Source organism: Paenibacillus sp. FJAT-26967, from assembly GCF_001541095.1.
Lineage (GTDB): Bacteria > Bacillota > Bacilli > Paenibacillales > NBRC-103111 > Paenibacillus_F.
In genome coordinates, this window is the sequence record NZ_LMXH01000003.1 from 337,684 (window position 1) to 358,427 (window position 20,744).

Genomic DNA, 20,744 nt, shown 5'->3' on the forward strand with positions numbered 1-20,744 from the left:
CTTCGGGAAAATATTAAAGAGGGTTGTTCTAAGAAATAAATTTGATAAGCAAGAAATTAGAGATTTAACAATAACATCTCCGAATACATATCATTTGAAGGTCGGGGGAGAAGTATTTGATCTTAAAGAAGTGGAAGAAAGTGAACTAGGATATTTCGAGTGGTTTCGTGCACCTCAGCGAAAGCGTTTATGGCAATATGATTATGATGGGATCCGATTTTATCACTGGAATAAAGATATCAATGATACTCCGCAACCCGAAGCATTAATACATTCGGTACCTTTTTTAGGTGCTAATCCTCCTAGATATCCTACTGATAATGAATTAAACAACGGACTTTCTTCAACGGAAGGTCATATTGCTTGGGATATAAGAAAAATCAATATTCATATTAACTCACTCTTGTTTGCTGATAGTTCAAAAAATCAAAACATCCAATTTCCGATAGATAAGGTCGCAGCCTTAACAGCGGATGTTGAATATTTTGATCCACTTCAGGGTGGATCTCTACGTTCAATAGATATTCTTGATATTCCCGAAGATAGAAAGAAATTTGATCTTCAAAACAAATTATTCAACTTTTCCTATAAAGCTCAGTATGTTATTCCACCAGAACAACCGCCTAGAAAGAGTCCTGATGGCGATTTAGTTATTAGATACTATAACCAGTGGAACATCACCTACAAAGCCAAAGCCTACGGCTATCCGCAGATGGAACTGGTCGCCTACTTTGATGATGACGGTGGCGGTACTCCGCCGACTACAACCGATTGCGATATCAGAATAGGCGTACCTGTCAAAGGAACCGTTAACTCGGGAGGTGTAATGGACCCGGCCGCTTCGGCTGTACTGCTTGCAGACCGGCGCGGAGCAGAAGCGTTTAATATCCGGCAGGGAATTCCCACTTCGGAGAGCCTTTACGCGAATGTCTTTGGGATAAGCTATTTGTTTCAGAACAAGTTCGCCAATATGACGGGCGAAGTGACTTATAAGGTCAACGTCCGGCAAACGTATGTCATTTTCGTTCCTCCAGCCCCTGGCGGTCCCGCCCCTCCTCCGATCCGAATTCCAGTTGAACGCATGATGACAGTTAAAAGGCCGTATTCCTATTGGCAGATTGACAACCTCGAAGTCTATCGGCTTCAGCAGGCCACTCTCCGAAATTACGCATTGGGCGGCTATGGAGGCGCAGTCACTTTACAACCTAACGGTTACGATGTTCCTACTCTGCAAACTGACAACAAAGACAGTGTGGAGCAGCATGTCAGGGCCGCTCCCTGCCAAAATATTAATTTGCCGGATGCATCGGGACCTGTGCCCAATCATGTGGAGCAGATTTTTCAATCCGCTGCCGAATCCGTTGTAGGCGCGAACCAAGTAAACAATGACCTCGTTATTTTCAACAAAACGACGATTATGGACAACAAGCCCCAGAATGCGGCTGCTCCGGCGCCGATATCCATACCCAATCCGAACGCCATTTCCCCGGATACTCTATATGGAAGCGGCTATATCGTCAACAAATCCCTCGTGAATCAAGCCAATCAGCCCACAACCGGGCAAATCAACTACAACCTGCTCCCGGGAAATATCAAAGGCGGCGCCGATAAGGAATTCGGCATCTCCGGCATCAACCCCGTTACTGTTCATACGCCAGTCGTAATGTATGCATCCGTATCGGATGACCGCGAGCACAATCAGAAAACCGCGCCAGCCTATGATCGTTCTGCTCTCATACTGGATCGCCCTTTCACCGTAACGCTTCCGACTACAGGACAGCACCGGGATTTTCCCGGCTACGGAAATCGTGACTATGCGAAATATACCCGGCTTAAGCAGGTTTGGTTCCCATTCGACGTTTATGATGCTGCTATGAAGTTTATCCCCAAACAGACTTGGGTGGACATTCCGTCGGGCCAGCTGACAACAACCTTTTATATGCCGGTTTGGGTAGAGGAAGGATTCTATGAGGTTATGTTCAGATCCATTGCGGAGAATGCCCCCGGATCATTCACAACAGAGCGTGATGCGAATCTCACCTTACTGAATCATGTAGCGGCCGATATCATCCCGGTAGATGTAATCGGACGTGTGTATGATTTCAAGATTACGGACATCGCAGATTATAATTGGGAAACCGTATTCCGTAAGGGAACAAGGAGTGCCGTACCGACCGGCACGAAATATTGGGTAGGTAATCAGAGGATTGACGGTCAGCCGCGCTCTACCGGGTATCCCTTTACCCTGCCGATCCATCCCGGCAGCCATACGGAGAAGGGCTACCAGAATATTGTGATCAAAACCGGCTACCATTTCAAGTTTGACTTGAAAACAAAAGGCAATATGTTTGATCTTCGGGACGGCATCCGTATAACACCGACTTTTACCTTTGTGAACAAAGACGGCTCCCGGCGCCAGCCGATTGATCTCTACTATCATGCCCAAGAGCGGCCATTCATCCGGATTGGCTCTCCGGAGGATCAAGAGAAACGGTTTGTCATTCTGAATGAACGGCTGCGCAATGTGACGAAGCAGGAGATAGAGCAGACAGCAGGTTATATTTACGATCAAGACTCTTCTGCTCAAACGGGAGGTCTTAGCCGTGCCGGCTTCATCGCCGATTACCTCAAGAAAGCGGGTCAGCCGGTCCGAGTGGGTAAGTATGACTGGATGATGCTTCCTTACACCTTGCGGACGCTGATTGGCAGCACACAGAATATCCCGCAGGAGGTTAATAAAGCACGCGTGCTTGCCTCGGATCAAAAGTGGTACGGAGAATACAGTCTGCCTTCAGCCGTGTATGCAGTGCCGAAGGGGACCAATCTCGCCGAGTACGGCCGGAAGCATACGCTCGACGACCAGTCGTCAATTTTTTTGCGGAACGGATATATCATCGTGAACTTCAATATAGAGACAATCCGTAACGCTGATGTCAATCAGCCACATTTGCAGTACATCAACGGACCGCTCAACAACCAATGGCGGATGGAAGGCTTCCAGTCCAGGATTCAAGACAGCCAAGGGAACCTGTTCCAATTGATGGATGGTGATGTTGTTTTTTACCACGGAGATCGGTCCAGTTATGATGATTTCAGTTCAAATGGAACCCACTGATGTAGCAAAAAGAGAAAAATCGTCTGAGGTAAGTGCGGCACTTGCAGAGGAGGAACGTAAAGATGTCCTGGCTCAGGTTCTGCCTGCCATCCACAGAGGCGGGTGCGACAGAGGTGTAACCTCCAGTGACACCGAAAAAAGCATCTCCTCATACAAAACCGATGGAAGGGCAAAATGGAAGGAGAAGGAAGCTTTCTTACATTTGCCCAACTGAACAAAAGTTGATAATTCCTTGAGAAAGGCATGCTACGATGGCTCCAGCCAGCATTTTATTTAGTCAGCATAGAAAGGGGAGCATAAAGTGCAGCATAAGATACTCATTGTGGATGACGAACAAGGAATTCTGACCTTGCTGAAAGATTACTTTGAGATCAACGGATATACGGTGTACACAGCGGCAAGTGGAGCGGAAGCATTAGAGAAAGCGGCTTTGAATCCGGATCTTATCCTTCTGGATATCAATATGCCGGATCTGGATGGGGTCGAGGTTTGCGCGCGGATCAGGAATCACGTGTCCTGTCCGATTCTTTTCCTGACGGCCAAAGTGGAAGACACCGATAAAATAAACGGTTTTCGCGTAGGAGGAGATGATTATATTGTAAAGCCGTTCAGTATAGACGAGCTCGGAGCCAGAGTCGCGGCCCATTTGAGGCGCGAGCAGAGAAGTGTTACCCGGACGACGGCGAAGTTTGCGGACGAGCTTGTGATCGAATATGCCCAGCGCAGCTTATTTTATAAGAATCATCCGGTACTGCTTGCGAGAAAAGAGTTTGACATTGTGGAACTCCTCTCCATGAATGCGGGACAGATTTTTGATAAAGAGAGAATTTACGAGAAGATTTGGGGCTATGACGGAAACGGGGACAGCACTGTGGTCGCGGAGCATATCCGCAGAATTCGGGCCAAACTAGCGCAGCATACGAGCCGTGTTTGGATTGAAACCGTCTGGGGTGTAGGGTACAAATGGCTCCGTTAAAGAAGATGTCGCTTAAAAATGCCTTCTTTCTATTGACGTTTATTTGTCTGATTACTGCTGCTTTGCTCACAGTGCTGTCTAATTGGGGATTGCAAATGATAAGAACTGAAATCCTGGACAAGTATTTGATTCATACGCCAATAACCGATGATCATATGATCCGCATAGGCAAATATGCACCGATTTCGCCAAGAGACCAGGGGTTCCTGAATCTGATCTCCGTTCTAAACGTTCTCCTGCCACTTGTTTTTTTTGGAGGTTCGATTCTTAGTGCGGTCACGATTTTTTACCGGAGCAGGCTGAAGCAGCCCATCGAGCTGCTGATGGCAGGGGCCGACAAAATTTCGGCCCATGATTTGGATTTTAGAATCAACTATGAACCAAACGATGAGATGGGGCGTTTGTGCGATTCTTTCGAGCGGATGAGAACAGAGCTTGATGCAGGCAACCGGAAGATGTGGAGAATGATGGAGGAGCGGAAAAGGCTGAATGCGGCCTTTGCCCATGACCTGCGTACCCCCCTGACGGTGCTGAAGGGATATACGGATTTTCTGATCCGGTACGTCCCAAGCGGTAAAATAAGCCCGGAGAAGCTGCTCGCTACGGTATCTTTTATGTCGGATTATGTCCAGAGGCTGGAGATGTATGTGGACACGATGACGACGATACAAAATCTCGAAGATACGTTTGTCACGCCTTCCAAACGGAGTACCGACGATTTGATAAGACAACTCAAGAGTTCAATGGAAATCTTGTCCGAACGGTACGGTAAATCGTCCGGTCTTAACAGTACGATTACGGCACCCGTCCTTTATACCGATGACACTATCGTGTTTCGTGTGGTTGAGAATATGCTTGCGAATGCGTTCCGTTATGCCGCTAATCAGGTGACTGCCTACTGCCGCGTCCAGCATCAAGCGCTTGTCATTGAGGTTACGGACGATGGCCCGGGATTTAGCCCGGAGGCTTTACAGTTGGCCGCAGAGCCATTCTACCGGGGGAGCGGCAGGGCAGACGGAAGTCATCATCTCGGACTCGGTCTGCACATCTGCCGGATCCTGTGCGAGAAGCACGGTGGCCTGCTTCGTGTGGAGAACAGGCCGGAGGGCGGTGCAAACGTAACTGCTTCATTCTTTCTCGAAGTTGATAAAAAGTAGAGGTTTGTCCGGTACACTCTCTTTAGACCAAGTCTAAGGAGAGTGTTTGTATATGAGGCAGCGGGCAGAATCTATTTCCGCAAGAACGGAAATCACCATCCGTCAGTTAAATAAATTTTATGGTCAGAAGCAAGCGTTGAGGGAGGTGTCTCTTCAAATCGGCAAGGGGATGTTCGGGCTTCTGGGACGCAATGGCGCAGGGAAAACTACGCTTATGAAAATCCTGTCCTCTCTCAGCGCCAAAAGCAGCGGAGAAATCAGCATCTGCGGTACGCCTGTGGAAAAGGCCGCAGAGATCCGCCGCTTGATCGGGTATCTTCCGCAGGATTTCTCCATGTATCCCCATATGACCGTCTATGAAGCGATGGACTATCTGGGTGTGCTGTCGGGACTGGGCAGAGCGGAGAGAAAGAAGCGGATAGCCGCACTGCTAGAGCGGGTTAATCTAGGCGACTGCCACAAGGTAAAGGTCAAGGCGCTGTCCGGCGGCATGAAGCGCAGGCTCGGGATTGCCCAGGCGATTCTCCACGATCCCAAAGTGCTTATCGTGGATGAGCCGACAGCGGGTCTGGACCCCGAGGAGCGCATCCGGTTCCGGAATCTTCTCTGCGAAATCGCCGAAGACCGGATTGTGATCCTGTCGACACATATCGTCGGGGATGTGGAAGCGACCTGCGAGAACATCGCCATCCTGGATGGCGGGCGGCTGCTCTATCAGGGGACGGCCAAAGCGCTTACGGATACGGCCGCAGGCAAGGTGTATAATTTGAAGGTTTCCAAGCGCGAGCTGGACAGCATTAAAGCGTCCTACATTGTGACGGGCATGCTGACGCTGGGCGATGAGGTCACCGTCCGGATTCTTGCCGATGAGAAGCCCTGCCCGAATGCGGTTCTTTGCGAGCCGAATATTGAGGATGCTTATATGCTGAAGATGGGAGGGAGCAGCAATGTTCATTAGTCTCCTTCTTAAAGAATGCAGGCTAATATCCAAAAGCCTCATTTATTTTGCGTTTGCCGGTATCCTTGTCCTGTTCTATGCCGCCCAGATCGGCACTTCTGTAAGCGGCAGCCTCCAAGATGCGAAGAATCATACAGAGGGAACCCCGAGTTTTAACCCGCTGATCAAGCCTGAACCGGGATGGGACAACTACGGGATGAAGACAGCTGAGGCGCCTCAGGTCATCATGCCTGCGGCCGCGCAGAGTCTGTATACGGAGTATGCGGCCAATCGGTATGCCACTTATCCGATCGGTTTTTACAAAGGTGTGAAGCTGAAGGAAAAGGAACAGGAGCGGATCGGGAGCATTCTTCAAGAACTCACCGGTCTGTCCGCAGACTCTCTCGAACGGAAGCTGCCAGAAGCGACACCTTCTCAGGATACGGTTCAAGGCAGGGTGACTCCTTCTGGAAAGGCATTTCCGATCGTAGTTTCGTATGAGCGCTTCAAGGAATTGATGGGTGAAGTAGAGTCTATGCTGGGAAGCAGCTCCAACTATTCTCTCGACTCAATGATCAGCAGGCACGGTCATGTTCCGATGACCTACGAAGAGAGATTGGCGGAATACAAGCTGCTTGTTGAAAAAGACAAGATCAGCGGCGCCTATGCCAGGGAATTCAGCGATTACATGGGAATCCTGCTTGGATTCCTTCCAGTCTTTGTCGCTGTATTCCAAGGAGGAAGAGACCGGCGTGCTCATATGCAGGAGCTGATTTACAGCCGTAAGGCCTTTTCCTCCACCCTGGTTCTGGCCCGTTATACGGCACTTGTTGTTATGCTGATTGTGCCTGTTCTTCTGTTGTCCTTGCATGCAGTTCTTCAGTTTGCCGCGTACTCGGAGACAAGCGCAGCAGAGATTGATCTGCTGGCTTACGGCAAGTACATTCTGGGATGGCTCTTGCCGACTCTGATGGTATCTACCGCCGTCGGTGTCTGCCTGACAGAGCTGACCGATTCCCCGATTGCAATCGTGGTCCAGGGATTATGGTGGTTCATCGGTCTGAATGCCGGAATGCAGCTGATGAAAGGCGGTTATGGCTCTCTGCTGGTGATTCGGCATAATACGGTGGGCAACCGCCAGATTCTGGAGGAGCATTTCCGTACGCTTGTTCTTAACCGTATCGGCTACTCGCTTCTGGCTCTACTGCTGGTGGCATCTGCTATGGTAATCTACGAGCTCAAAAGGAGGGGGAAGCTGGATGCCGGAAAGTATATGGGTAAAATACGCAGCCGTTTTAAAAGTAAACCTAAGACTCGCGTGGCTTAATCCTGCTCTTATGGCGGCCGGATGGCTGTTCCTGACCCCGCTTATTTTCAGTATCGGCAATCTGGACCAGGCAGGTTCCGCGCTGGTGCTGGAGCAGTTCGTTTCTCTTGCAGGAGTCATGCTGATTACTCCGCTATTCCTGCCGGAGCAAGACAAGGAGATCCGGGAGCTGATCGAATCCAAATACACGGATTCGACCGGGATTTACCTGCTTAGAATTCTGCTGGCTGCACTTACTTTGCTCGTGTATATCTGTGTGTTTGCAGGCACGATGCTGGCTCTGGATAGTGAATTTGAAGGGCTGGCTTATATCGCTGGAACCTTTGCTACGGCGTTTTTTATGGGAAGTTTGGGTCTGTTGGCTTATGCCGTCAGCAACCAGGTCACGATCGGATATCTAATTCCGCTTGGCTGGTACTTATTTAACTTGTTTACAGGCAGTAAATATGTTCAGAAGCTCGATCTGTTCTCACTTGCCAAGGGCAGTTTTGAAGAGAAATACGGGCTGCTGGCGGTAGGCTTCTGCTTTGTTGTGGCTGCGTTACTGGTCAAAAAAATGCAGCGTTCCCGCAGGTAATGCGACCTCAGGAGAAAAGTGCGGATTACAGAAAGCACATGGCGGGCGTTTCAATCAACGCCGCCGGCTCTGGCGTCCAGCCACACCCCGGCCAGCTTGCGGATGCCGGGTCGGCAAAATTCCGGATGGAAGCAAGACGTGTCTGTTCAGGCAGATTCCCGTGAGCGATTTCTTGCTTGATATGTTCATACAACTGGACATAATGGGATGTTTTGCTGTTGAAGTGAAGCTTAGGAATATGAGGCACAGGCGGCCATCTCCAATCTGTCCTTTACAAAAAGAGGAATCTGTCTATTTTAGACTATACAAATATCCGCTATAGTAAAGTCAGTAAAGAAACTGGAGGTACATGATATGAAGCAGACCAAAGGCAGCTCCCCTGTCAGATTCCGGGAAGGAGCAGCCGTTTACTTACGTCCCATTGAGCTGGAAGACGCCGAATTGTATCATGCCAGTTTGTATCATTCCGCGATCCGCGAGTTAACGGGGACCCAGAAAATCTATTCCAAAGAACAAATCCGCCAATATCTTGAAGGGAAGATGCAGGATTCATCGAGCCTGCTTCTGCTGATTGCCCTGAGGGATACGGATGAGGTTATAGGTGACATTGCCCTGCAGGATATCGATTTGCTGAACCGGAGCGCGAATCTCCGGATTGCTTTGTTCGGAGACGAGGTGCTGGGCAAAGGCTACGGCAGTGAAGCCATTACGCTTCTGCTGGATTACGGATTCGGTATTCTTCAATTGCACCGTATTGAGCTGAATGTGTTTGACTTCAATCCGCGCGCGCAGCATGTCTATGAGAAGCTTGGCTTCCGCAAAGAGGGTGTGCAGCGAGATGCGCTGTTCTACAATCACAAGTACCATGACTCGATCACGATGAGCATTCTGGAAGAAGAATACAGAGCGATCTATTGCGCGAAGTAAAAAAGCGGAGATGGGGCGTTGACCCTAAAGAAGAAAAGAAGCCGGCTATCCCTTGGGGGGATAGCCGGCTTCTGTCGTTAGCCGTATTAGTTAGAGACAGCGGTTGAATTAAAATATTCTTCCAAAGTCGTGTTCTTGCTGTGAATTTCTTTGGCAGTCTTCGTACCCACATAGCGCATGTGCCACGGCTCATACTGGTAGCCTGTAATATTTTCTTTTCCCTTAGGGTAACGCACGATAAAACCGTAGTTCTGCGCGTTGTCTGCCAGCCACTTTGCTTCCGGTGTACCGGCGAAGCAGTCATCGGCGGCACAGGCGCCTGTGCTTCCCGAGATGTCGATGGACAGGCCGGTTTCATGCTCGCTGTGTCCCGGAACGGCGCTGTATTTCTTGGCGGCTTCTTCCCCGTCTTTTTGCACATAGCGGTTAAACAGGGTGGTCTGAGTAGCGTGCGAGCGATAAGCCGAGACACCGGCCAGATTAATACCGTCTTTTTTAGCTCCGGCAAACATCTTCTCAAGTGCAGTAGCCGCCTCCTGACGCATCATCCGCTTCTCGATTTTTTCTTTGAAAAGAAAAGGGACATCGGGGTAGGTAAGATCGGTAGGCTTATAGTTGTCAGGCAGTTTATATTCTTTGTTGACGAGAACAGATACACTCTGCGGATCGGCTGACCCCGGGGTAGAACCGCCGCCGGCAGCAGGTGCGGTTGCTTTGGGTGAAGCGGTAGCAGCAGGCTTGCCCGATTCTGATGGTGAAGTGCTTGGTTTGTCAGATGGCGAAGGTGAAGGTGTTGGTGAAGCCGAGGCCGAGGCTGTTGTGTCCGGCGTGGCTGACGGATTAGCAGAAGATGATGCGGTTCCACCCGTTTCCTTATTGTCGGAGCAACCTGCGAATAGAGCGATTGCAGCGGTAAGCAGCAGGGTACGAACCATGATTTTTCCTGATTTCATCGTATTTCCTCCTTGATTGCAAAGCTGGTCTGGCATGAATAGGATAGCTATGTAACTGGCAACTCTTCTATTATACCCCATGAGGGTCTTCGATGCATTTGTGACTAAGCAGTGACAGCACTATTAACTTCTTGAATGATTCGTTACAATGTGAGTAATCGAGAGGAGGCAGCGCACAATGATGATTGCATCTTTGCTAATCGGGCTGGCATTAGCCGGGCTCATATTATGGGCTACGATATGGATCACCAACAAGGCATACTCCAGAAAATGGGACAATCCGGATCAGGATTAACCGCGGATAATCATGTAATTGTTTTACTTCCCGAACTTAATTTCCGTTATAAGGGTTATAAACCACTGGTATAACTAGTTTTAGGAAAAAAATTCCCTGAAGTGGTTTCGATTTCGGATGAACGGGTTAATCTCAACTGGGATATGATTTCATCATTTTCCTGCATTATACAAATCACTCCTTTGCTTCAGATACGATTTGTATTATAATGGTTCTTCGTGCTCCACTAAAAAGAAGGTTAGAGAGAGGGGAAATGGGTTTGAGTAAGAAAGTATGGATGTCCTTATTTGTTATTATGCTGGCGATTTCCGTAGTGTTAACGGGTTGCGGAAGCAAAGAAACTCCGAAGCAGGCTATGGAGGAAGCAACAACTACGGCCGCGGCAATGACTTCTGCTGATTTTAACATGAAGATGACGCTGAATCTTGAATTCCCGGAAGCCGCCGTCAAAGCGGATCCAAGCTTGAACATGGCTGCCAATCTCATGAAGAACATGGAATTGACCGCTAAAGGTGTTTACCAGGCTGACCCTATGCAGACGGAAATGACCCTGGAGGCTCATATTAAAGGCGATATGCAGACTACAATCACCGTTCCTATGGTAATGACTGCAGATAAGATTTACATTAAAGTTCCCAAAACGCCATTTTTGCCGCTACCGGAAGACGTGACGAGCAAATACCTGGTGATGGATATGAACGAACTCAACAAGAACAGCGATGTGAAAGTCGATATTAAATCGCTTGATATGAAGAAACAGCAGGAATTCAGCCAAGATGCCATGAAAATCTTTACAGCTAACTTTGACGAGAAGACTTATTTCGTTGATGTAGACAAGAAAGATGCGGGCATTCCGGATACCGCTGACGCTAAGCAGGTTGTTAAGTTCCAGATCACGAACGAGACACTGGAGCCGGCACTGATGGCTATTATCGAGAAAGTGGCTCCTCAGATTCTTGATCTTGTAGGCAGCGACAAATATAAAGACATGTTCCAAATCGACCCGGCAGAGCTTGAGAAAGCGAAGAAAGAAGTGGCGGCAACCGATACAGAACAAGCAAAGAAAGATATTGCTGAAATCAAGAAAGCTCTGAACATCAATGAAATGAACATCATCACAGCGATTAATAAAGATAACTACCCGACTTATCAAGCTATCAACGCTAATCTTGATATCAAAGACGAGAAGTCCGGTAACTTTAAAGTCGGCACCAAAATAACCAATGAGTATACGAACATCAACCAGAAGGCTAATTTCAAAATTGGCATTCCGGCTGAAACCCTTACTATGGAAGAGTTTAATAAAAAAATGCAGGGATCCGGTCTTCAGTAACCGGCCTGCATGATCATACGAAGAAATCCCAGGCATGCTCTAACAGCCTGGGATTTCTTCTTTTTATTCGGCAATGCACACCCAAATAGCCGCCCGAAGTAACAATAAGCGTTCCGGAGATATAAAATCCGGAACGCTTATTGTGAAGATTTCGGGTATTTTTATAGGAACATCCTAATAGGATGTTGGTAGATAAACAAGAGATCAGCAATTAAACAACAGCCGGGCGTATTGCATGATGAGCTGCATGACGGCCGTTTGTTCCTCTGTCTTGGCCAGAAGGCAGTGGCGGCGCCAATCGAGAAGTCGGATGGCTGCATCGGGATTTCCGCTGCGGGCAGCCTGCCAGGTTTGCTCCACCTCTGTCATAGTAGGGATTACCTGATGTCTGCGGTAAAAGCCGACTTGTCTGGAAAGAGCGGCAAAATCGTCTTTCATTGTGAATGGACCCGTCCTTAGCTGCTTTTCTTGTGGGCATTGGTTTCTTCAAATCCCGACCAGAAGAAAAATGTGCCGCTTATAACGATTAGCAGAGGACCCCACTGCAGAAGCTGATTCCAGCCCTCTGAGGATATCAAATACACGCCATATCCGGAGAGCAGGATTCCATATACCAGAAGAAGATAGCCCAGCAGCAGCTTTGTTTTCAGTTTTTTGACGGCCCAATTCGGCATTGTTTTCTTCCCCCTGTTTCCTTATGACTACTCTTTATTACCTCGTTCTTTTTCAAAGGAATCACCTATTTCTATAAATTTAGTCACGAATAGCGAGAAAGAAGAAACCCGAGTGGAAAGAATGTCCAACATTAGCCGTAAGCGGGATGATAAGGGGCTAAAAAAGCGCATTTAGGGGGATATACGCGAATTATGCTGAATTATGCGAAATCAAGGAGGTTGCTTCTTGCTGAGGGGTTTTCTATGATACAGGTGTAGTTATTTCATTCATACAGAGAAACGAGGCGGCCCAATTGAAAATCGGCTTAAGCTCCTACAGTTTGTACCGCGCGATTACGGCAGGAGAATTGGACTATGTCAGTGCACTCGAATGGATCGCAGCTAACGGCGGCGAGCACATGGAAGTGGTTCCGCTTGGAATCGATTTCACCCAGGAACCCCAGCTTGTGCAGAGCATTCGCGAGAAAGCGGCTGAGCTGGGCATAGAGCTGTCCAACTATGCTGTCGGCGCCAACTTCCTGACAGAAAATGATGAAGCATACCAGCAGGAGATCGAACGTGTAAAACGTGAAGTGGATGTGGCTAACGCCCTTGGCGTTAAACTGATGCGTCATGATGTTGCCCGTCACGAAGATGTGTCCATGCGTACTTTCAATGCAAATGTGGACCGGATGATCGAAGCCTGCCGCACAATTGCAGACTATGCAGCCCAGTATGGCATTACGACGAGCATCGAGAACCACGGTTTTCTCGTTCAGGCAAGCGATCGTGTCCTGACAGTTGTACAAGGAGTAGACCGTCCTAATTTCAAAACGACTTTGGATATCGGAAACTTCATGTGTGCCGACGAGAATCCGGTTGCATCGGTGAAGAAAAACTTGCCGCTGGCATCGATTGTGCACATTAAAGACTTCTACCTCCGTCCTTCCTACCGGAATCCGGGTGAAGGCTGGTTCAAGACAACGGCCGGCAATTACCTGCGCGGCGCCATTGCGGGACAAGGCGATATTGATATGTGGGAAGTGCTTCGTGTTGTGAAGGAATCCGGCTATGACGGTTACCTTTCGATAGAATTCGAGGGCATGGAGGAGTGCAAGCAGGGCTCCCGCATCGCTATGGATAATGTGAAGCGCATCTGGTCCGAAGTGTAAACAGCATGAATTATTTCCGTACACAATAATAAACAGATAAGCCCGTAAGAGGAGAAAACAATCCCTTGCGGGTTTTTTGCGTCCCCTGCTAATGAATTCTTGATGGAACCAGGGAACTAACTTATACTAATAAGGATGTTTTTCCGGAGGTGTGTAATGAACAGTTATTTGAACTTGCTGCGTGATGTAAGGGACAATGGAGTCCGCAAAGAGGACCGTACGGGTACGGGGACGATCTCGGTATTCGGGCGCCAGATGCGGATGAATTTAGCGGAAGGATTTCCGCTTCTGACTACGAAGAAGCTCCATACACGATCCATTATTCACGAACTGCTGTGGTTTCTTAAAGGCGAGACGAACGTACAATATCTGCATGACAATAAAGTAACGATCTGGGATGAGTGGGCCGACGAGAACGGCAATCTCGGGCGTGTATATGGCGCTCAGTGGCGTACATGGCTCGCGCCGGACGGCCGCACCATCGACCAGATCTCTAAGCTGATCGACCAGATCAGGAACAATCCGGACTCACGCCGGCATATGGTCAGTGCCTGGAATGTTGCGGAAGTGGATTCGATGGCTCTGCCTCCGTGCCACTATGCGTTCCAGTTCTATGTAGCGGACGGGAAGCTGTCCTGCATGTTCCAGATGAGATCCGTAGACACATTCCTTGGTCTGCCGTTCAATCTGGCCTCCTACGCCCTCCTGACGCACATGATCGCACAGCAATGTGATCTTGAAGTGGGGGATCTGGTGTGGACAGGCGGCGACGTACACATCTACTTGAACCACCTGGAGCAAGTAGAGACGCAGCTCGCCAGAGAACCGTTCCCGCTTCCCAAGCTCGTAATAAAGCGCAAGCCGGAATCGATCTTTGATTATACTTTCGAAGATTTCGAATTTACCGGCTATGAATCTCATCCGGGAATCAAGGCTCCGATTGCGATTTAGCTCCGCTGCATTTACCGACATTTTATTGCCAGGGAGGATCGTTTAACTCCATGGCAATTTTTATTTTGGGGTGTTATGCTAAGATGGAATTTTCCAACCGGACAACAAGAAGTCAACACGGGCCGACTTCACGTATGGGCCCAAAATTTGAATAATGAGGTGAGAGTATGAGCGTATCATTCCTATTTGCTATGGATCGCCAGAATGCGATTGGCATCGATAACAAGCTTCCCTGGCACCTGCCTGCAGATCTTAAGTTTTTTAAAAAAATGACAACCGGTCATTCCGTCTTGATGGGGCGCAAGACTTATGATTCGATCGGACGGCCGCTGCCGAACCGGAGGAATATCGTGCTGACCAGACAGCCGGATTATAAGCTGGAGGGCTGCGAGGTTGTTCATAGTGTGGAAGAGGCGCTTGCCGGTTTCCAGGAGGAAGAAGTCTTTGTAATCGGTGGCACGGAAGTGTTCAAATTGTTCTGGCCCTATGCAGATAAGCTATATGTAACGTTTATCGACGATATTTTCGAAGCGGATACGTATTTTCCGGTCATTGAGCCGCAGGAATGGTCGCTTGTTTCAGAGGAACAAGGAATCAAGGACGACAAGAATCCCTACGACTATTATTTCCGTACTTATGAACGCACAGGGAAATAGAAACGGAAGATACGCTAATCATTCAGGAACACGGCAGCCGGACGAGGGTAAGCTTCATCTACATAGAAAGACTGTACTTACACAACTACAGGGCTTTGAGGAATAGAGGAAATGGCATCGCGATTGTGCTCATGAAGCCTATGGGGAGCGGGGAACGTTGATGGACAAGGTGTTGCGTATTGGGATGATCGGCCTGGATACATCACATGCCGTAGAATTTACGAAGCTGCTGAATGATCCGGCCAATCCATATCATGTACCAGGCGGCAAGGTCGTTATCGCTTATCCGGGCGGTTCGGATGATTTCGAGCTCAGCCGCTCGCGGGTCGAAGGGTTCACGAATAAGCTGCGGGACGATTTCGGTATCGAGATTGCCCATTCCCCTGCTGCGGTTGCGGCGGCGTGTGATGCCATTCTGCTGGAATCGGCGGATGGACGGGTACATGCAGAGCAGTTTCGCCAGATCGCCCCTTTCGGCAAGCCGGTCTTTATCGACAAGCCGTTTGCGGTATCTTCCCGGGATGCCGCTGACATCGCCGCTTTAGCGAAATCCGAAGGGATAGCGCTTATGAGCAGCTCATCGCTCCGCTTCGCCGAAGAAGTGACACGGGCGCTTGCGGACACCTCCAGAGGCGCGCTGCTTGGCGCGGACTGTTACGGTCCGATGGCGCTGGAGCCTACGCAGCCGGGGCTATTCTGGTACGGCATCCACATGGTGGAGATGCTGTACGCTGCACTGGGCCCGGGCTGCATGCAGGTCACCGCGTTCACGCGGGATGCGCATGACGTGGTGGTCGGCGTCTGGGCGGACGGACGCATCGGCACTGTCCGTGGCAACCGCGCCGGAAGCTTCGGCTTCGGCGCCCAGATACACCGCGAGAAGGGCACGACCGCGGTAGACGTGGCCGCTTCGGCGAAGCCTTTCTACGCGAGCCTGCTCGAGCGCGTAATGGAGATGTTCGCCGGAGGCAGCGCCGCTGTCGGGCTGGAGGAGACGCTGGAAGTAATCCGCTTCATCGAAGCGGCCAACGAGAGCCGTGAGACGGGGCTGCCGGTACGCTTGTAGCCGCTGCTGACTTGCTGGGGCGGCTCTTGCAGCGGGTTAACGAAGAGACTTGCCCCAAGTAAGCCCCGAAGTCAGGCGGCTTTCGACTGCCCGCAATCCTGCTGAGAAAAGCGGCAGTGGATGCCAATAACAAAGGAGCTAAGCAGATTTAAGCCGCTTAGCTCCTTTTCGTTTAAACGATCACTTTATCTAATCATGGATAGTGTCCCGTACCTCTACAAATTATTGCTTTTGGGACAGCTTTGACAGCCTCAGATTCGGACCCGCAGCCTATCAGGAGGCGGCGCTAGTTGCCGGGATCCTAGATCGGTCGGTGTGTTCCTACGTACGCTTACGGAAAAGTGTGAGCAAGAGTGATGCTGCGCTCAGAACTACCGCTGCGATGGACAGGATCAGGGGCGTGCTGCTAGTTTCCGCACCGGCGGCTGCTTTAGGAGCTTCGGCTGCCTGATTAGGCGCAGCCGCTGTATTGCCGTGACTGTCTTTGGCCCCTTCGGCAGGCTTGGCGCTTATTTTCGTAACGGAAGCGGGCTTGTCGGAACCTTCGGCTCCGGTCCATTCGACGACGCTGCCGTCTTTGTAGGTCTGGTAAGCTTTCCATACGATGCTGGAAGCATTGTCGGCCACTTTGCCCTGCATGCTGAACTCGGCAAATTCTGTTTTGCTGAGTCCTTCGCCTTCGGAAGTCCAGGTGACGCCGGTTATTTTCTCGGCGGCATCCTTGGCGATCTCGTATTTCCAGCCCGGTTTCGGTTCGAATCTGGAAACAGCTACCGAATCGATTGGGAATTTCACTTCGACTTTGACAGTCGGGATGTCCTTTTCAACCGGAACGCGGACGGTAAACTTCTGATAAGAGCCGGCAGGCGCTTCAGCCGGATTTACGGTTACGTGTGCGCTGGCGACTCCTGCAAAGAGCATCATCCCCGCCATTAAAGCGGCAGCTTTGACTGCGATTTTTTTCATTATTAAACATCCTCTCTCCTGCGTTTTCTATACTTCTACTGTATCTAATCTGCGCGGGAGAAAGAATGACTCAGGTGGGCTATTTTTATACAGAATTTGTAGATTAGTTATGTAAATTTCGTGTCAAACCCTGTTTGACGGCATAGGCAGTGAGCTGAACGCGGTTATCGATCTGAAGTTTCTCGAAAATATTCTTCATGTGATTCTTAACGGTATTCTCGGAAATCAGCAGCTTGCCCGCGATTTGACGGTTGTTATACCCTTCGGCAACATGCAGGACGATTTCGTGTTCCCTGTTGGTCAGCGGGGGAAGGGACTGGCTGGAGTGAGGCGGAGTCCCCGACATACGGAAGCGCTGCATCAGCCTGTCGGCCATTTGCCGGGCAACCTGTGAATCGTCGTCGAGAAGGGCATGTAAATACTGCATCCACTCGTCGGGGTCCATATTCTTCAGAAGATAGCCCTGGGCACCGAACTGAATAGCCGTGAACAAATCCGCGACATCATCGGATACCGTAAGCATAACGATCCGAATATGCGGGTAGAGCTGTTTAATCTGCCGGGTAGCTTCAAGTCCGTTCACCGGGCTCATATGGATGTCCATCAGAACTACATCCGGCTGCAGGTCTCCGCACATGGGTACGACTTCCTCGCCGTTATAGGCTTCACCTACTACAGTAAAAGACGGATCGTCCTCCAGCAGGCTCTGCACGGCTTGCCGTGCCAGCGGATGATCATCCGCGATGATGACGCGGTATGGGGTCTTTGCCATTTGACTTCCTCCTTACTGAATGAACGGACAGCTCTGTCCCGCCTTCAGGCGGAGATTGGAACTTCCAGACTGCGTTCAATTCCGCTGCCCGTTTCTGCATCATGGCGAGGCCATAACGGTATCTGCCCGGATCCCCTTCAGCGAATCCGAGCCCGTTATCCGATATTCTCAGGGACCAGCTTGTCCCCGAAGCTTCCAGCTCGATCGAAGCCTGGCTGGCGCGGGAGTGCTTGCGTATATTCGTGAACGCCTCCTGGATAATCGCGAATAGCTGGACTTCCTCCCCGGGCGTGAATACTTTGTCTGCGATGCTGAGATCCTGCAAGGTTTCGATCCCGGTCAGCAGCTCCCAATCCTGAAGCCATTTCACAGCACGCAGCGTGAAGGTGCTTCCTTCTTCGGGAAGGGTGCGCAGATTATAGATCGCCTGCCTCAGGTGGTGATCTATCTCCGATACAGCAGCGGTGGCCTCTTCGGTCTTGCCCTGCTTTAACTTTACATGGATAAAAAACAACGTTTGCGCCAAGTTATCATGAAGTTCTCTGGCAAGTCTCTCGCGTTCTTCGTAAACGGCCCGTTTGGATGTTTCCCTTGCGAGCCGGTCGTTGGTCCTCTCGATGTTGCGGAACATCCAGGTTGCGAAGAAATAAGAGAGGAGCAGGGTCAGCAGCGTAATGTACCAGTTGCCCGCTTCCATGGATAAATAGCTTAGGATAAGCTCGTGGCGGATAAACTCGAATCCTCCGATAATAAGGGCAGGCGTAATCACTGCGAGCCATTTTAATGTTTTGAGCGACATAAAAGTTCCGTCCTTTACCTCCGACTCAATCTGTTCCCACTATACCCCAACAGGCAGCTGTCAACAAGGCGGGGGGCAGTAAGACATCAGCTTGCCGCCCCGTAGTGAATTTACTGGCAGATTTCCGGGCATAGTTCTTTTTACTTTACGGTAAACGCTTACAAAACTCTTGGGCTTACAGACTCCGCAGATAGAAAATAAGCCGGCCTGTAATCGCGCTGGCCGACTTCTTCTTATTAATAGAGCATTTCCGAGTAGGAAGCTCCTTTATTCGGATGATGCAGCGGTAAAGCAGCGTGATCGAACGGATCATGACCTTCTATGATTTCAATCATGCGGACATGCTCTAAAGGAAGCAATACGTTATTCACTTTAATTAAACCGAATTGTTCATAATGATTGGTGATGGTACCCGTAATCGTATCTTTGCCGCAGCTGACTTTAACTTTTTTCTTTTGATAGATAAGAATATCGAACATGAACTCACCTCTCTAATAAGTTATGACATGTCTGCAAGGATATTCGTCACACGTTTGATAAAAAAAAGTTAATATATTTTAACATAAGGACAATTTAAGGACTTGTCTGTAATAGGAGCGTTAGGTAAAATGTGTAGTGTGTAAACGTTTGCTGAAAAACGCCGTGCACCTTCCGGCACATTCGCTTACTAAGGAGTAGAATCGGAAAAGGGGATGCAAGATGGAACTGAATATGGCGGGCAGCCGGGATGAGATACCGATTGGACTTATCGGTCCCGAAGAACTTCTGGATAAATTATTGGAAGCTGTTAAAGCGTTTCCCTCCTTTCGTCCGCTGCCGTTAGTCTGGCGTGGAGAAGGACACGATGTTGCTCAAACTCTGCAAATTATGGAGCAGGCAGAAGTATTGCTTTTTACGGATCCGATTACGTTCAAATGGGCTAAGAAAAAAATAATGTTCCGTATCCCGGTTCATTATGTCCCTCTTACGGGAACGGGGCTGTACCGTGCCCTTTACTTTGCGCGCAGCGGAGGGGCTCCCGTATGCTTGACGGTTGACGGTCTTAACGAGCCGGCGGCGGCCAAGGCGCTCCGAGAGCTGGGGGAGAGCAGCATGGAAGTTGTATGCTACAACGGTCCCAGTGATGATCCGGTCCCGGATCTTGTCAAATTCCATAGAGAAGCGGCTCAGAAGCCGGGCACGATTGCTTTGACGGGGATGAAGGCCGTATACGATGAGTTGACCGCGGCCGGGCTTCGGACAGAATGGCTTTCACCAACGGAGCACGATATGACTTTGTCGCTGCAGCGCGCGCTATTGTCTACAGAGACAAGGCGCAGCAAGGAAGGCCAGATCGTGATCGGCTTTATTAATATAGACGGATTTCAGCGTCTTACCGAGCGCTCCGGATCGGAGCATGAGGTGCAGAGGATGAAGCTTGATCTTCACCGGATGGTTCTTGATTACGTTGAGCATCTGGACGGATATATGAATACGCTTGGCGGGGATGAATTCTTATTCATGACGACCCGGGGAATATTCGAGCGCGAGACGGGCGGCTACAAATCTATCCCGCTTGCCAGAGATATCTCGGCTATGCACGATTTGACGATGAGCATCGGTATCGGATTCGGACGCTCGGCGAATGAAGCGGGTACGCATGCTCGACTGGCGCTTAGACGCGCCAAAGAAGCCGGGGGCAACATCACGTTCATTGTCCGCGAAGACCGCAGTGTCATCGGACCTTTGGAGATGACGGAGCCGAACCGCTTTGACTTGTCCCTGATTGATGCGGAACTTATCGGAGAAGCAAGCCGGGCCGGCATGACGCCTGCATACTTGAGCAGGCTTGTCGCTTATGTGACGCGCTTCGGCAAGCTCGATTACACGGCCCAGGAGCTTTCCTCTGTCCTGGATGTGACCGTCCGCAGCACGCACCGTTTCCTGCTTGCCTGGCAGGACGCAGGTCTGGTCGATGTGATCGGGGAGGAGCGTGGCGTGTCCAAGGGCAGGCCGAAGCAGATTTTCCGGTTGTCTTTTCTGGAAGAAAGACTACGAACTTAGAAGACATCGGCAATTTGACGCATAAGCGGCCATAAAAAGGCAAACAATGTATACGAATCGTTTTAACAC

21 protein-coding genes are annotated in these 20,744 nt (G+C 49.8%); 13 read left to right on the forward strand and 8 right to left on the reverse strand.

The window, feature by feature from the left end:
* Positions 1-712 precede the first annotated feature (712 nt).
* The 6 genes from AR333_RS16050 (at position 713) to AR333_RS16080 (ending at position 8,089) form a co-directional block, all read left to right on the forward strand.
* Positions 713-3,115, forward strand: a complete 2,403-nt coding sequence (locus AR333_RS16050) for a DUF5704 domain-containing protein (RefSeq protein WP_156430934.1) — start codon at positions 713-715, stop codon at positions 3,113-3,115.
* A gap of 301 nt (positions 3,116-3,416) precedes the next feature.
* The gene (locus tag AR333_RS16060) at positions 3,417-4,091 is read left to right on the forward strand and encodes a response regulator transcription factor (protein WP_068776376.1); all 675 of its coding nucleotides are present in this window, start codon (positions 3,417-3,419) and stop codon (positions 4,089-4,091) included.
* A 95-nt stretch (positions 4,092-4,186) separates the two neighbouring features.
* On the forward strand, positions 4,187-5,248 hold the full coding sequence (locus tag AR333_RS16065) for a HAMP domain-containing sensor histidine kinase (RefSeq protein WP_172798880.1): 1,062 nt from the start codon (positions 4,187-4,189) through the stop codon (positions 5,246-5,248).
* 52 nt (positions 5,249-5,300) lie between these two features.
* Complete coding sequence (locus AR333_RS16070; protein ID WP_068776378.1) at positions 5,301-6,206, forward strand: ABC transporter ATP-binding protein; 906 nt, start codon at positions 5,301-5,303, stop codon at positions 6,204-6,206.
* Positions 6,196-7,512 carry a hypothetical protein gene (locus AR333_RS16075; RefSeq protein ID WP_068776379.1) on the forward strand — a complete coding sequence of 439 codons (1,317 nt, stop codon included), beginning with the start codon at positions 6,196-6,198 and terminating at the stop codon, positions 7,510-7,512. The genes AR333_RS16070 and AR333_RS16075 overlap by 11 nt, the downstream gene beginning before the upstream one ends.
* Positions 7,445-8,089 (forward strand): hypothetical protein, encoded by a 645-nt coding sequence (locus AR333_RS16080; protein WP_068776380.1) that lies wholly within the window; start codon positions 7,445-7,447, stop codon positions 8,087-8,089. Before AR333_RS16075 ends, AR333_RS16080 begins: the two co-directional genes overlap by 68 nt.
* 25 nt (positions 8,090-8,114) lie before the next feature.
* Here AR333_RS16080 and AR333_RS16085 read toward each other — a convergent pair whose 3' ends face one another.
* The gene (locus AR333_RS16085) at positions 8,115-8,336 is read right to left on the reverse strand and encodes a hypothetical protein (protein ID WP_068776381.1); all 222 of its coding nucleotides are present in this window, start codon (positions 8,334-8,336) and stop codon (positions 8,115-8,117) included.
* Positions 8,337-8,443: 107 nt separating this feature from the next.
* On the opposite strand from AR333_RS16085, the gene AR333_RS16090 reads away from it, so the two are divergent.
* Positions 8,444-9,016: a GNAT family N-acetyltransferase gene (locus AR333_RS16090; protein WP_068776382.1), complete on the forward strand. Its 573-nt coding sequence runs from the start codon at positions 8,444-8,446 to the stop codon at positions 9,014-9,016.
* Between the two features lie 86 nt (positions 9,017-9,102).
* Here the strand turns inward: AR333_RS16090 and AR333_RS16095 are convergent, their stop codons facing one another.
* Positions 9,103-9,969 (reverse strand): D-alanyl-D-alanine carboxypeptidase family protein, encoded by an 867-nt coding sequence (locus tag AR333_RS16095; protein ID WP_068776383.1) that lies wholly within the window; start codon positions 9,967-9,969, stop codon positions 9,103-9,105.
* Between the two features lie 554 nt (positions 9,970-10,523).
* Here AR333_RS16095 and AR333_RS16100 point away from each other — a divergent pair.
* Positions 10,524-11,597 (forward strand): hypothetical protein, encoded by a 1,074-nt coding sequence (locus AR333_RS16100; protein WP_068776384.1) that lies wholly within the window; start codon positions 10,524-10,526, stop codon positions 11,595-11,597.
* Between the two features lie 204 nt (positions 11,598-11,801).
* Here AR333_RS16100 and AR333_RS16105 read toward each other — a convergent pair whose 3' ends face one another.
* Both AR333_RS16105 and AR333_RS16110 read right to left on the reverse strand, forming a co-directional pair.
* Positions 11,802-12,035, reverse strand: coding sequence for a hypothetical protein (locus AR333_RS16105; RefSeq protein ID WP_068776385.1), 234 nt, complete (start codon positions 12,033-12,035; stop codon positions 11,802-11,804).
* Between the two features lie 17 nt (positions 12,036-12,052).
* Positions 12,053-12,271, reverse strand: a complete 219-nt coding sequence (locus AR333_RS16110; RefSeq protein ID WP_068776386.1) for a hypothetical protein — start codon at positions 12,269-12,271, stop codon at positions 12,053-12,055.
* A gap of 293 nt (positions 12,272-12,564) precedes the next feature.
* Here AR333_RS16110 and AR333_RS16115 point away from each other — a divergent pair, with 293 nt between their 5' ends.
* From AR333_RS16115 to AR333_RS16130, 4 genes are all read left to right on the forward strand, one after another.
* A complete protein-coding gene (locus AR333_RS16115; RefSeq protein WP_068776387.1) occupies positions 12,565-13,422 on the forward strand; it encodes a sugar phosphate isomerase/epimerase in 858 nt (285 codons plus the stop codon).
* Between the two features lie 156 nt (positions 13,423-13,578).
* Positions 13,579-14,373, forward strand: coding sequence for a thymidylate synthase (thyA, locus tag AR333_RS16120; protein ID WP_068776388.1), 795 nt, complete (start codon positions 13,579-13,581; stop codon positions 14,371-14,373).
* A gap of 167 nt (positions 14,374-14,540) precedes the next feature.
* Positions 14,541-15,029 carry a dihydrofolate reductase gene (locus AR333_RS16125; RefSeq protein ID WP_068776389.1) on the forward strand — a complete coding sequence of 163 codons (489 nt, stop codon included), beginning with the start codon at positions 14,541-14,543 and terminating at the stop codon, positions 15,027-15,029.
* Between the two features lie 160 nt (positions 15,030-15,189).
* Entirely contained in the window at positions 15,190-16,095 is a 906-nt protein-coding gene (locus AR333_RS16130; RefSeq protein WP_068776390.1) for a Gfo/Idh/MocA family protein, read from the forward strand.
* A 321-nt stretch (positions 16,096-16,416) separates the two neighbouring features.
* On the opposite strand, the gene AR333_RS16135 is transcribed toward AR333_RS16130, so the two are convergent.
* From AR333_RS16135 to AR333_RS16150, 4 genes are all read right to left on the reverse strand, one after another.
* A complete protein-coding gene (locus AR333_RS16135) occupies positions 16,417-17,061 on the reverse strand; it encodes a YcnI family protein (protein ID WP_068776391.1) in 645 nt (214 codons plus the stop codon).
* Positions 17,062-17,164: 103 nt separating this feature from the next.
* Positions 17,165-17,833 carry a response regulator transcription factor gene (locus AR333_RS16140; RefSeq protein ID WP_068776392.1) on the reverse strand — a complete coding sequence of 223 codons (669 nt, stop codon included), beginning with the start codon at positions 17,831-17,833 and terminating at the stop codon, positions 17,165-17,167.
* Entirely contained in the window at positions 17,796-18,632 is an 837-nt protein-coding gene (locus AR333_RS16145) for a sensor histidine kinase (protein WP_068776393.1), read from the reverse strand. Before AR333_RS16145 ends, AR333_RS16140 begins: the two co-directional genes overlap by 38 nt.
* Before the next feature lie 236 nt (positions 18,633-18,868).
* A complete protein-coding gene (locus tag AR333_RS16150) occupies positions 18,869-19,111 on the reverse strand; it encodes a hypothetical protein (RefSeq protein WP_068776394.1) in 243 nt (80 codons plus the stop codon).
* Positions 19,112-19,331: 220 nt separating this feature from the next.
* On the opposite strand from AR333_RS16150, the gene AR333_RS16155 reads away from it, so the two are divergent.
* Positions 19,332-20,675 (forward strand): hypothetical protein, encoded by a 1,344-nt coding sequence (locus AR333_RS16155; RefSeq protein WP_068776395.1) that lies wholly within the window; start codon positions 19,332-19,334, stop codon positions 20,673-20,675.
* The last annotated feature ends 69 nt before the right edge of the window (positions 20,676-20,744 follow it).